Raw genomic sequence first — 11,383 nt, 5'->3', positions numbered from 1 at the left:
GCCCGACCCGGCACAGGGAGTGGTCATGAGCGTCGACACCGAGCAGCGTCCCGTCCCGGTGGAGCAGCCGGCCCAGCGGCCGACGGCACTGCCCACGACGGAGAAGCCGGGGCTGGAGGACCGCGGCGGGGTGCTCGTCGCCGGGGTGCTGGTCTTCGCCGTGCTGGTGTTCGCGGCGATGGTCGCGCTGACGGTGCTGGCCGGCGGGGACGGTTACCCGCACTGAGTCACCCGGACCGGGCCGTTCGGCCGGTCACTGGCCGAGGTCGCGGTTCTGGCTGTGCTCGCTGAGCTGCGCCGCCTCCGGATCGGGGCACGGGCGCGGCGGTCCCGCGGTGGCGTGCGCCCAGCAGAGCCGGCACAGCTGGGTGCCTTCGGGCTCGCCGAACGGGTGGCCGCCGAGCGCGCGCACCTCCACCCACCCCACGGCGGATTCCGCGGGAGACTGGGTCCCGCACTGGTCACATCGGTACAGCACGGTCATCGTGGTGCCTCCAGGACGAGGAACGCCGGTGGTCCTCGGGAGCGGTGCGGGGAGGGGGCTCAGGCGGTGGGCAGCAGCTCGGCCAGCTCGGCCTCGAACCAGGCGTCGTCGAGGTCCTCGACCTCGTGCAGTTCGAGCTCGGCGAGCAGGGCGCGGGCGGTGGCGAGGTCCATGCCCCGACCCTGCGAGGCCCAGCGCACGGGAGCCTCCAGCGATCCGCAAGGAAACCGCAATCCACCGCCGGGCTCAGCCGCCCCGGTGGACCTCCGCACGCACCACGCCCAGCAGCGCCGTCCGGAGGGCCTGGTCGGTGTGGTCGCCCCGGTCCAGCGCCTCCCGCGCCGGCCCGGGCAGCCGGCTGACCGCGAGGTCGTCCAGCCACACGGTGTCCCCGCCCACGTGGCGGCCCAGCCGGAGCACGTCGCCGTCGCGGTGCACCAGGTACTCCTCGCCACCGAGCTCGATCGTCGTCGATCCACTCATGCCCCGGCCCCTACCCGGTGGCGGCGGCCGGCTACACGCGGGCGGGATGCCCGGGCGCGTCGTCCGTCACTCTTTCCGGGCGTGCCGGCGCGGCGTGCCTCATGCTCGGAGCGGTGGCGCCGATGGTCTCGGTGACACCGGGACCCGATCCTCGACGCCCGACGACCCCCAGCCCGGAGGTGCACGTGCCGCCAGCGACCAGGGTCTCGCTCCTCCCCGCCGACGTGCACGCCCGCCGGCACGACGACCAGGTGCAGGCCGGCCTGCTCGCCGGCGTGCTCGACGCCCTGCCCTCGCCCACGGTGCTCATCGACACCGACGGCACCATCCTGCTGGCCAACTCCGGGTGGACCGAGGCGGCCGACGTGCTCGGCGTGGACGAGCTGCGCGTCGGCGTCGGCGGCAACTACTTCCAGATGGCCCTCCGCCTGAGCGAGGACGCCCGGAACCGGCAGCGGGTCAACGAGCTGACCGCGCTGTCGCAGGGCCGGCTGGAGAAGGTGGCCTCCGACTACGCGCTGCCCACCCCGGCGGGGGTGCGGTGGTACCACCTGCAGGCGGCCCGGGCCGACCAGGCCGGCCGGGTCGTCGTCACCCACACCGACGTCACCTCCCGGGTCCAGGCCGAGCGCGACTCCGCCTGGCAGGCCCGTCACGACCACCTCACCGAGCTGCCCAACCGGGCCCACCTGCACGAGCTGATCACCGCCGAGCTCGCCCGGCCCGACCGCGGCCCGGTCACCGTGCTCTTCCTCGACGTCGACGGCTTCAAGGACGTCAACGACACCCTCGGCCACGAGGTCGGCGACCACCTGCTGCGGCAGCTGTCGGCCCGGCTCACCGGGCGCACCCGCGCGCAGGACACCGTGGGACGCCTCGGCGGCGACGAGTTCGTCGTGCTGTGCCGGGACTGCGACGTCGACGGTGCCCTGACCCTCGCCGAGCGCTTCCGGCGCACCTTCGACGAGCCGTTCCAGCTGGCGGGGGAGCGGGTCACCGGACTGAGCGTGAGCATCGGCATCGCCACCGCCGGGACGGAGCACGTCCGCTCCACCGACCTGGTGCGCGACGCCGACCTGGCCATGTACGCGGCCAAGGCCGGCGGCCGCGACCGGGTCCGGGTCTTCACCCCCGAACTGCGGTCGGCGGTGCAGCAGAAGGTGCTGGTCGCCGGCGAGCTGCGCCAGGCGATCGACGCCGGGCAGCTGGTGCTGCACTACCAGCCGGTGCTGCACCTGCCCAGCGGCGAGGTCAAGGGCGTGGAGGCGCTGGTCCGCTGGCAGCACCCCGGGCGGGGCCTGCTCATGCCGGCGGACTTCATCCCCGCCGCGGAGCAGAACGGCGTGGTCGTGCGGCTGACCCAGTGGGTGCTGGCCGAGGCGACCCGTCAGGCGGTGGCCTGGGACCGGCTCGGGCTGCCGCTGGTCACCGGGGTGAACATCAGCGCCGCGCACTTCGCCACCGGCACGCTCGTCGCCGACGTCGACGACGCGCTGACCGCCGCCGGGCTGCCGCCGGAGCGGCTGCTGCTGGAGCTCACCGAGACCAGCGTGGCGGAGGACCCGCTGCGCGCCGCCGCGCAGTTCGCCCAGCTGCGGGTCGCCGGCGTCGAGGTCTCCATCGACGACTTCGGCAGCGGGTTCTCCTCGCTCAGCCAACTGGTGTCCATCCCCGCCGGGTTGCTGAAGCTCGACCGCAGCCTGGTCGCCGGCACCCGGGTCCGGCGCAGCGAGTCCGCCGCGGCCATCGCCGCCGTCGTGGGCCTGGCCTCGGCCTGCGGGATGCACAGCCTGGCCGAGGGAGTGGAGACCGCCGACCAGCTCGCGCTGGTCACCGAGCTCGGCTGCACCTACGCCCAGGGCTTCCACATCGGGCACCCCATGCCCGCGGCTGACCTCACCGCGTGGCTGCAGCGCCGGCAGCACACCCGCCGTCCCGAGCAGCTGCAGCGGCGCTGACCGCCGGGCTCAGCCGGGCTCGCCGCGCCGCTTCCGCCGGGCGATGACCACCAGGTCGACCAGCGCGACGGCGGCCAGCACGAACAGCACGATCGGGAAGACCAGCGGCACGTCGATGGTCAGCGTCAGGATCCCGAAGACCGTGCAGATCACCAGGCCGAAGGCGGCCAGCACGAAGCGGAGGGTCAGCGCGCTCTGCGCGGGAGCCGCCCCGCCGATGCCGGCGGTGGGGTCGTGGTGGTCGGGGAGGCCACGTTCGTAGTCGGTGCGGGAGCGGTCGTCTCGAGGTTCGCTCATGCCGTGCCGACGTACCCCGTCGCGGGGCGCACTACCCTGGATCGACGTGGCCGCTGACTTCTCCGTCGTCCTGGACGAACTGAACACGACCCTCGGGTCGATCGAGGCCGTCCTGCGCGTCGACGACCTCCGCACACAGATCGCTGAACTGGAGGAACAGGCCGCCGCACCGGACCTCTGGAACGACGTCGAGGCGGCGCAGGCGCTGACCTCCAAGCTCTCCTACCTGCAGGGCGACCTGCGCCGGGTCGAGGAGCTCCGCAGCCGGCTGGACGACGTCGCGCTGCTGCACGAGATGGCCGCCGAGGAGGACGACGCCGCCACCACCGCGGAGACCGAGCGCGAGCTGACCAGCATCCGGAGCGCCATCGAGGAGCTGGAGGTGCGCACCCTGCTGTCCGGCGAGTACGACGCCCGCGAGGCGCTGGTGACGATCCGCTCCGAGGCCGGGGGCGTGGACGCCGCGGACTTCGCCGAGATGCTGCTGCGCATGTACCTGCGCTGGGCGGAGCGGCACAAGTACCCGACCGAGGTCTACGACGTCTCCTACGCCGAGGAGGCCGGCATCAAGTCGGCGACGTTCGCGGTCAAGCAGCCCTACGCCTACGGCACCCTCTCCGTCGAGCAGGGCACCCACCGGCTGGTGCGCATCTCGCCCTTCGACAACCAGGGCCGCCGGCAGACCTCCTTCGCCGGGGTCGAGGTGCTGCCCGTCGTCGAGCAGACCGACCACGTCGACATCCCGGAGAACGAGATCCGGGTCGACGTCTTCCGCTCCTCGGGCCCCGGTGGGCAGAGCGTGAACACCACCGACTCCGCCGTCCGGATGACCCACATCCCGACCGGCATCGTCGTGTCCTGCCAGAACGAGAAGTCCCAGATCCAGAACCGTGCGGCCGCCCTGCGGGTGCTGCAGGCCCGGCTGCTCGTCGTCCGGCAGCAGGAGCAGCGGGCCGAGATGGACGCGCTCAAGGGGGAGGGGAGCAGCTGGGGCAACCAGATGCGCTCCTACGTGCTGCACCCGTACCAGATGGTCAAGGACCTGCGGACCGAGGAGGAGACCGGCAACCCCGCCGCCGTGCTCGACGGCGACATCGACTCCTTCATCGAGGCCGGCATCCGCTGGCGCCGGCGGCACGACGCCGAGGTGTCCTGAGGGCGGGCCTCGCTGCCCGCGAGCTCGTCACCGGCCCCGAGAGGCTCGCCACACCGGCGGACGGGAGCGCACGCTGGGTGACCGGGTTGCCCGGTGCCGCCGGGGTTCGTCACGGTGCGCGCACACAGCTTCGGGGCGCGCCGGGCAGCGGGGCGGTGCCGGGGCTCGCGGCAGGTACCGTGGCGCCTCGTGATCGAATTGCAACACGTCACCAAGATCTACCCGACCAGCCCCCGGCCGGCTCTGGATGACGTCTCGATGCAGATCGACAAGGGCGAGTTCGTCTTCCTCATCGGCTCCTCGGGTTCGGGCAAGTCGACCTTCCTCCGGCTGCTGCTGAAGGAGGACAGCCCGACCAAGGGCGTCATCAAGGTCAACGACAAGAACCTGAACACCATGAGCAAGTGGCAGGTGCCCAAGCTCCGGCGCACCATGGGCTGCGTCTTCCAGGACTTCCGGCTGCTGCGCAACAAGACGGTCGCCGAGAACGTCGCCTTCGCCCTCGAGGTGATCAACAAGCCCCAGCGCACGATCAAGCGGGTCGTGCCCGAGGTGCTGGAGATGGTCGGCCTGGACGGCAAGGAGAACCGGCTGCCCAACGAGCTCTCCGGTGGCGAGCAGCAGCGGGTGGCCATCGCCCGCGCGTTCGTCAACCGGCCGCTGGTGCTGCTGGCCGACGAGCCCACCGGGAACCTGGACCCGGAGACCAGCCAGGACATCATGCTGCTGCTGGAGCGGATCAACCGCACCGGCACCACCGTGGTGATGGCCACGCACGACTACCACATCGTCGACTCCATGCGGCGGCGCGTGATCGAGCTGAACGACGGGATCCTCTCCCGTGACCAGTCCCGCGGCGTCTACGGCGTGGGGCGTTGAGATGCGGGCCGTCGAGATGCGGGCCGCTGGGCCCGCCGTGCAGCTGAACGACACGACAGGGAACTGATGCGCGTCAACTTCGTCCTCTCCGAGGTGGCCGCCGGGCTGCGCCGGAACCTCACCATGACGGTGGCCATGATCCTGACCACGGGCATCTCGCTCGGGCTCATGGGCACCGGCCTGCTGATCGCCAACATGATCGGCGACATGCGCGAGATCTACTACGACAAGGTGCAGGTCTCGATCTACCTCACCGACGAGGTCACCGAGGAGCAGCGCGCCTCGATCGAGGCCACCCTCGCGGACTCGCCGGAGGTGGCCAACTACCTCTACGAGTCCAAGGCCGAGGCCTACGAGCGCTTCACCCAGCAGTTCCAGGAGCAGCCGGCGCTGATCGCCAACACGCCCGAGGACGCGCTGCCGGAGAGCTTCCGGGTCGAGCTGGTCAACCCCGAGCGGTACCAGGTCATCGCCGAGCAGTTCCCGGTCGGGGTCAACGGCGTCGAGGACGTCCGCGACGAGGGTGACTTCCTGGACCGGTTGTTCAGCCTGCTCAACGGGGCGCGGAACGCCACCATCGCGGTCGCCGTCGTCCAGGCGCTCGCGGCGCTGCTGCTGATCTCCAACACGATCCAGCTGGCCGCGTTCAACCGGCGCAACGAGACCAACATCATGCGGCTGGTCGGCGCCTCGCGCTGGTACACCCAGCTGCCGTTCATCCTGGAGGCGGCGCTGGCCGGCCTCATCGGCGCGGGGCTGGCGATCGGTGGCCTGGTGCTGACGAAGATCCTGTTCGTCGACAAGACGCTGGCCGGGCCGATCAAGGCCGGGATCATCCCGCCGGTCGACTGGTCGGCGATCGCCGCGATCTCACCGATCATCGCCGCGGCCGGCGTCGGCCTGGCCGCGATCGCCGCCTACGTCACGCTGCGGCTGTACGTACGGCTGTAGCGCCCAGCCCCAGCCGGTGACTTCTGCGATCTCGGGTCCACCTGACACGGGAAGCGCCGAGAGCGCAGAAGTCACCGGCCCAGGGCCCGGGCGACGGCGGCGACCACCTCCTGTGGTCTGCCCAGGACGTCGGCCGAGCTGAACCGCAGCACGACCCAGCCCTCCAGCACCAGCCGGTTCTGCCGACGCAGGTCGGCGACGAAGACCCGACGCTCGCGGTGGACGTCACCGTCGAACTCCACGAGCACCTTCCTCTCCGGCCAGGCCATGTCGCCGAAGCCGATCTGGCGCCCCCGGTCGTCTCGGCCCGCCTGCAGGGCCCCGCGGCGAGCTTGCGAGGCGTGGGGGGCAGGCGGGTCCTTCGACCATGGGGGAGTCGACCCGCGGATCGGCGATCGCCAGCACCCGCCGGGCGCGAGCGACACCGCGACGGGACGGTGCCCGATCGAGCACCTCGCTCAGGTCCTCCGGCCGGCACAGCACGTCGATGACCTGGTCGGTCACCGCGAGCAGCGCGGCCGGCCCGAGCACCGCGGCGAGGTCGCGCCACGTCCGCGCCGGCGACGTCACCGGCATGCCCCACCGCCGCGACACGTCTCCGGGGTCCAGTGATGAGCGGTGCAGGCGGCGGTCCCGCCGGTTCCGGGCCTTCGACCCGACGGGGACGATGAGGTGGACCACCCGGTCGGGCGGGGCGAGGGGGATCTCCACCCGCCACAGCGCCGCAGCCGACTGGTGGCTGATGACCGCCCCGGGAGGCGCTGTCATCAACACCGCGGGCAGGCGGGTGCGCAGTTCCCCGTCGTCCCGCCACGGCAGGTAGGTGTCCCGCGACAGTCGGACCACTTCCGGGTGACGCAGCTGCCAGTCGGTGAGCCCGCCGGCGAGGGCGGTGGACCGGGTGCTCGGCCCACGCAGCGGGGACGGGCGACGCCGGCGGGGCACCGGCAGAGAGTGGCGCGTCGGCCCCCGGGTCCGCTCCCGCCGTCCACAGGCGGTCCGAGTTCTGCGATCTGGTGGCCACCGGCCCTGGGTGGCCACCAGATCGCAGAACTCGCGGCGGCGGGTTCGGAGTTGCCGCCGCTTCGTAGACTGGACGGCATGCCGCGGGAACAGGGGCGCAAGCTCATCGCCCAGAACAAGAAGGCGCGGCACGACTACTCGATCCTCGACACCTACGAGGTGGGCCTGGTGCTCACCGGCACCGAGGTGAAGAGCCTGCGGGCCGGCCGTGCCTCGCTGGTCGACGGCTTCGCCTCCGTCGACGACGGCGAGGTGTGGCTGCAGCACGTGCACATCCCGGAGTACACCGAGGGCACGTGGACGAACCACACCCCGCGCCGCAAGCGCAAGATCCTGATGCACCGCGCCGAGATCGAGAAGCTGATCGGCAAGACCAAGGAGGGCGGGCTGACGCTCGTCCCGCTGGACCTGTACTTCAAGGACGGCAAGGTCAAGGCCACCCTCGCGCTGGCCAAGGGCAAGAAGTCCTACGACAAGCGCCAGGACCTCGCCGAGCGCGACTCGCGCCGGGAGATGGAACGGGCCTTCGGGCGCTACGTGAAGGGACGGCGCTGACCTGATGCGCGGCATCGCCTACGACCGGTTCGGGGACGTCGACGTCCTCCGGCTGCGCGACGACCTGCCCGAGCCGCCGGTGGGTCCGGACACGGTGCTGGTCCGCACGCACGCCGCCGGGGTCAACCCGGTCGACCTCGGCATCCGGCAGGGTGGCCTGGCCGGGATGTTCCCGCACCACTTCCCGATCGTGCCCGGCTGGGACCTCGCCGGGACGGTCGAGGCCGTCGGTCCGGCGGTCGTCGACTTCGCCCCGGGCGACGAGGTGTTCGGCTACCTGCGCCGCGACGACGTGCAGTGGGGGACGACGGCGGAGCTGGTGCCCGCCCCGCAGCGGTGCCTGGCGCACAAGCCGTCCTCGCTCTCCTTCGCCGAGGCCGGGGCGCTGCCGCTGGCCGGGCTGACCGCCTACCAGGCGCTCACCGAGGCGCTGGCCGTGGGCGAGGGTGACCGGGTGCTGGTGCACCGGGCCGCCGGCGGCGTGGGCTTCTTCGCCGTGCAGATCGCCGCCGCCCTGGGCGCGCACGTGATCGGTACCGCCAGCCCGCGCAACCACGGCTTCCTCACCGACGCCGGGGCCGCGCAGGTGCTCGACTACTCGGCCGGGCCGATCAGCGAGCAGCTCGGCGAGCCGGTCGACGCCGTCCTCGACCTGAACGGCGGCGACTCGCTGGTCGACGCCCCGAAGCAGGTGCGCGACGTGTCGCGGATCGCCAGCGTCGTCGACCCCGCGGTCAACGGGATGGGCGGCCGGTACGTCTTCGTGCGGCCGGAGCGGCACGACCTGGAGGAGCTCGGCCGGATGGCCGACGCCGGTCAGCTGCGGGTGGCGATCGCCAAGGCGTTCCCGCTGGAGCAGACCGCGCAGGCCCACGAGATGGTGGCCGGCGGGCACGTGCGCGGCAAGGTCGTCGTCACCCTGGGCTGACCCGCCGGCCGGCGCTCAGGAGACGAGCTTGAGCCCGACGACGCAGCCGACGATGCCGGCGAGCAGGAGCACCCGGGCGACCGAGACCGGCTCCGCTCCCGACCACATGGCGTAGCCGGCGGTCAGGACGGCACCGATGCCCACCCAGACGACGTAGGCGGTGCCGATCGGCAGGCCGCGCATCGAGTACGCGAGGCCGGCCATGCTGCCGACGAGGGCGACGGCGAAGACGACGGTCGGGGTGAGCCGGCTGAACCCGGCCGACCGGCCGAGGGCGGTGGCCCAGACGGCTTCCAGCACGCCGGAGATGACGAGGACGGCCCAGTACACGGTGGCTCCCTGGACGCCGTCTTGTCGCTGTCCGGGTACGGCGCGCTCGTCCGGGAGCCCTGTGCCGGGCCCACCCCGACGGTCCCACACCTGCCGGGGTCGGCGCCGCAGAGCACGGGGTGACGGCAGCCGCCGCCGGCAGCGGCGGGCGCGCTGTTCCACGCCGCGGAGACCGCCGGCCGGGCCGACACGCTAGCGTCGACGCCCGTGCCCGACCTCTCCCTCCCCGCCGGACTGACCGCGCGACCCATCCACCCGGACGATCTCGGCGCCGTGGCGGCGCTGCTCAGCGCGGCCGAGGAGGTGGACGACACCGGCGTGCACGAGTCGCCGGAGGACCTCGCCGGTGGCTGGCTCAACGAGCTGGTGGACCTCGAGCACGACACCCGGCTGGTGACCACGGCCGACGGCGCCGTCGTCGCGTACGCGGCCACCGTCGCCCCACCCACCTTCCGGGACGCCTACGGCGTCCACCTGCAGGGGCGGGTGCACCCGGCGTGGCGGGGCCGCGGGATCGGCCGGGCGCTGCTGGCCTGGCAGCTGACGCGGGGGGAGCAGCTGCACGTGCAGCGGCACCCCGGGTCGCCGGCCCGGCTGACCGCCACCGTCTACACGACCATGCCGTCGCTGGAGGCCCTGCTGCGCCGGGCCGGGCTGGCGCCGGTGCGCTGGTTCTTCCACATGGAGCGCCCGCTCACCGACCTGCCGCCGCGGCGCCGGCTCGACGGCATCGACCTGGTGCCCTTCACCTGGGACCGGGACGAGGAGGTGCGGTTGGCGCACAACGCCGCCTTCACCGAGCACTACGGCTCCAGCGAGCGCGACCTCGCCTCCTGGCAGGTCATGTTCACCGGCATGCGGACCTTCCGCCCGGACCTGTCGGTGCTGGCCGTCGAGGACGGCGAGGTGCTCGGCTACACGCTGGCCTACGTCTCCGAGACGGCCGCCGCGGTCACCGGCTCCCGGGAGAGCTACTTCGGCCAGATCGGCGTCGTCCCCGCGGCCCGGGGGCGCGGGGTCTCCAAGGCGGTGATCATCGAGGCGCTGCACGTGGCCGCGGCGCACGACTGCCAGACCGCCGGGCTGGAGGTCGACAGCGAGAACGTGTCCGGGGCGCTGGGGCTCTACGAGAGCCTGGGGTTCACCACCGCCCGCACCCAGGTCTCCTGGTCGCGGCTGCGCGACCCGGTCACCGCGGGCTGAGCGGCGTACCGTCGAGGTGATGCGGAGCACCGTGCGCGCCCTCGCGGCCACCGGCCTGGCGGTCGGCGCTGCCCTGGTCGCACCCTCCGCGGCCGCCGCCGCCGAACGTCCGGCCCGTGACGACGCCGTCGGCTACGACGTCTCGTACCCGCAGTGCCGGACGGAGCTGCCCGACGACGCGGCCTTCGCCGTCGTCGGGGTCAACGGCGGGCTGGCGACCAAGCCGAACCGGTGCCTGCCCGAGCAGTGGGTGTGGGCCACCGAGGCCGGCGGCGAGGTGCCCGGTCAGCCGCCGGTGCAGTTCTACGTGAACACGGCCAACCCCGGCCAGGTGCGCGACCAGGTGACCACCTGGCCGGAGCGGGGCAGCAACCGGTACGGCGACTGCGACGGGGCGAACAGCGCGGCCTGCTCCTACGAGTACGGCGTCGCCCGGGCCGCGGGCGACGTGCGGATCGTGCTGCGGGCCGCGCGGGAGCTGGCCGCGGCGGACGACGACGCGCCGGCCGAGATCGCCGCGGTGCGGGACGTCACCGATCTGGTCGGGTACCGCTGGTGGCTCGACGTCGAGACGATGAACACCTGGCAGCTGGGCGGTGCCGACGCCCAGCGGAACAACCGGGCCACCCTGGAGGGGATGACCGACCACCTCACCGCGCTGGGTGGGGAGGTCGGCCTGTACTCGACCGGGTACCAGTGGCGGCAGATCGTCGGGGCGGTCCCCGAGAGGAGCAGCCTGACCGGGCTGGACAGCTGGCTGGCCGGGGCCGACGACCGCGAGGACGCCACCCGGATGTGCCGATCCGACCCGCTGGTCGACGGCGGTGAGGTGACGCTCGTCCAGTACGTCGTCGGCCGGCTCGACCACAACCGGGCCTGCGCCCCCGCCGAGGACTGAGCCGCCGCGTCACCGGGTGTTCCTCACCCGGTCGGGCGCCCGGGGGTGCGTCGTCCACCCCGGGCGTGTCACGATGGTCGACGGCCCGCTGACCCATGCCGGCCGCTGGGACCTTCGGGAGGTGACTGGTCGTGCGCAACGAACCCCCCAGTCACAGTCCCGAGGTCCCCTCCTGCTGACCCGCCCGGTCATCGACCGACCCGGCGGCCGCGCAGCGGGGACCTCCTCGCTGTCCGCA

The 11,383-nt window shown here is 73.0% G+C and carries 14 protein-coding genes and 1 riboswitch; of the genes, 9 read left to right on the top strand and 5 right to left on the bottom strand.

The features are described from left to right. Positions 1 to 25: 25 nt before the first annotated feature. Positions 26 to 226, top strand: coding sequence for a hypothetical protein (locus ACI79U_RS05870; RefSeq protein WP_457066151.1), 201 nt, complete (start codon positions 26 to 28; stop codon positions 224 to 226). Positions 227 to 253: 27 nt separating this feature from the next. Here the strand turns inward: ACI79U_RS05870 and ACI79U_RS05865 are convergent, their stop codons facing one another. Next, entirely contained in the window at positions 254 to 427 is a 174-nt protein-coding gene (locus ACI79U_RS05865; protein ID WP_457066153.1) for a hypothetical protein, read from the bottom strand. 303 nt (positions 428 to 730) lie between these two features. Further along, positions 731 to 967, bottom strand: coding sequence for a hypothetical protein (locus tag ACI79U_RS05860; RefSeq protein WP_457066155.1), 237 nt, complete (start codon positions 965 to 967; stop codon positions 731 to 733). A gap of 185 nt (positions 968 to 1,152) precedes the next feature. On the opposite strand from ACI79U_RS05860, the gene ACI79U_RS05855 reads away from it, so the two are divergent. Beyond that, positions 1,153 to 2,925 carry a putative bifunctional diguanylate cyclase/phosphodiesterase gene (locus ACI79U_RS05855; protein ID WP_457066157.1) on the top strand — a complete coding sequence of 591 codons (1,773 nt, stop codon included), beginning with the start codon at positions 1,153 to 1,155 and terminating at the stop codon, positions 2,923 to 2,925. Between the two features lie 9 nt (positions 2,926 to 2,934). Here the strand turns inward: ACI79U_RS05855 and ACI79U_RS05850 are convergent, their stop codons facing one another. Further along, positions 2,935 to 3,222: a DUF6343 family protein gene (locus tag ACI79U_RS05850; RefSeq protein WP_457066159.1), complete on the bottom strand. Its 288-nt coding sequence runs from the start codon at positions 3,220 to 3,222 to the stop codon at positions 2,935 to 2,937. Between the two features lie 46 nt (positions 3,223 to 3,268). On the opposite strand from ACI79U_RS05850, the gene prfB reads away from it, so the two are divergent. The 3 genes from prfB (at position 3,269) to ftsX (ending at position 6,208) form a co-directional block, all read left to right on the top strand. Further along, the gene (gene prfB, locus ACI79U_RS05845) at positions 3,269 to 4,378 is read left to right on the top strand and encodes a peptide chain release factor 2 (protein WP_457066161.1); all 1,110 of its coding nucleotides are present in this window, start codon (positions 3,269 to 3,271) and stop codon (positions 4,376 to 4,378) included. Positions 4,379 to 4,567: 189 nt separating this feature from the next. Further along, positions 4,568 to 5,257 (top strand): cell division ATP-binding protein FtsE, encoded by a 690-nt coding sequence (gene ftsE, locus ACI79U_RS05840; RefSeq protein WP_457066163.1) that lies wholly within the window; start codon positions 4,568 to 4,570, stop codon positions 5,255 to 5,257. A 66-nt stretch (positions 5,258 to 5,323) separates the two neighbouring features. Next, positions 5,324 to 6,208, top strand: a complete 885-nt coding sequence (gene ftsX, locus ACI79U_RS05835) for a permease-like cell division protein FtsX (RefSeq protein WP_457066165.1) — start codon at positions 5,324 to 5,326, stop codon at positions 6,206 to 6,208. A 71-nt stretch (positions 6,209 to 6,279) separates the two neighbouring features. Here the strand turns inward: ftsX and ACI79U_RS05830 are convergent, their stop codons facing one another. Continuing rightward, positions 6,280 to 6,477 carry an endonuclease domain-containing protein gene (locus ACI79U_RS05830; protein WP_457066167.1) on the bottom strand — a complete coding sequence of 66 codons (198 nt, stop codon included), beginning with the start codon at positions 6,475 to 6,477 and terminating at the stop codon, positions 6,280 to 6,282. An 832-nt stretch (positions 6,478 to 7,309) separates the two neighbouring features. Between ACI79U_RS05830 and smpB the strand changes: the two genes are divergently transcribed. Together smpB and ACI79U_RS05820 are read left to right on the top strand one after the other, a co-directional pair. Beyond that, complete coding sequence (gene smpB, locus ACI79U_RS05825) at positions 7,310 to 7,786, top strand: SsrA-binding protein SmpB (protein WP_457066169.1); 477 nt, start codon at positions 7,310 to 7,312, stop codon at positions 7,784 to 7,786. A gap of 4 nt (positions 7,787 to 7,790) precedes the next feature. Continuing rightward, positions 7,791 to 8,714, top strand: a complete 924-nt coding sequence (locus ACI79U_RS05820; protein WP_457066171.1) for an NADP-dependent oxidoreductase — start codon at positions 7,791 to 7,793, stop codon at positions 8,712 to 8,714. Positions 8,715 to 8,729: 15 nt separating this feature from the next. Here the strand turns inward: ACI79U_RS05820 and ACI79U_RS05815 are convergent, their stop codons facing one another. Continuing rightward, on the bottom strand, positions 8,730 to 9,044 hold the full coding sequence (locus ACI79U_RS05815) for a DMT family transporter (protein WP_457066173.1): 315 nt from the start codon (positions 9,042 to 9,044) through the stop codon (positions 8,730 to 8,732). A 10-nt stretch (positions 9,045 to 9,054) separates the two neighbouring features. Further along, positions 9,055 to 9,119, bottom strand: a riboswitch (guanidine-III (ykkC-III) riboswitch). A gap of 132 nt (positions 9,120 to 9,251) precedes the next feature. Here ACI79U_RS05815 and ACI79U_RS05810 point away from each other — a divergent pair. Then, on the top strand, positions 9,252 to 10,247 hold the full coding sequence (locus ACI79U_RS05810) for a GNAT family N-acetyltransferase (RefSeq protein WP_457066175.1): 996 nt from the start codon (positions 9,252 to 9,254) through the stop codon (positions 10,245 to 10,247). 19 nt (positions 10,248 to 10,266) lie between these two features. Continuing rightward, on the top strand, positions 10,267 to 11,145 hold the full coding sequence (locus tag ACI79U_RS05805) for a hypothetical protein (protein ID WP_457066177.1): 879 nt from the start codon (positions 10,267 to 10,269) through the stop codon (positions 11,143 to 11,145). Positions 11,146 to 11,383 lie beyond the last annotated feature (238 nt).

This window comes from Modestobacter sp. SYSU DS0904, from assembly GCF_054051115.1.
This window is presented reverse-complemented; position numbering and strand designations above follow the sequence as displayed.

Excerpts from the sequence above, each read along its gene's own strand:
- ACI79U_RS05870 (WP_457066151.1), top strand. The coding sequence starts at position 26 with ATGAGCGTCGACACCGAGCAGCGTCCCGTCCCGGTGGAGCAGCCGGCC.
- ACI79U_RS05860 (WP_457066155.1), bottom strand. The coding sequence starts at position 967 with ATGAGTGGATCGACGACGATCGAGCTCGGTGGCGAGGAGTACCTGGTG.
- ACI79U_RS05850 (WP_457066159.1), bottom strand. The coding sequence starts at position 3,222 with ATGAGCGAACCTCGAGACGACCGCTCCCGCACCGACTACGAACGTGGC.
- ftsX (WP_457066165.1), top strand. The coding sequence starts at position 5,324 with ATGCGCGTCAACTTCGTCCTCTCCGAGGTGGCCGCCGGGCTGCGCCGG.
- ACI79U_RS05830 (WP_457066167.1), bottom strand. The coding sequence starts at position 6,477 with ATGGCCTGGCCGGAGAGGAAGGTGCTCGTGGAGTTCGACGGTGACGTC.
- smpB (WP_457066169.1), top strand. The coding sequence starts at position 7,310 with ATGCCGCGGGAACAGGGGCGCAAGCTCATCGCCCAGAACAAGAAGGCG.
- ACI79U_RS05820 (WP_457066171.1), top strand. The coding sequence starts at position 7,791 with ATGCGCGGCATCGCCTACGACCGGTTCGGGGACGTCGACGTCCTCCGG.
- ACI79U_RS05805 (WP_457066177.1), top strand. The coding sequence starts at position 10,267 with ATGCGGAGCACCGTGCGCGCCCTCGCGGCCACCGGCCTGGCGGTCGGC.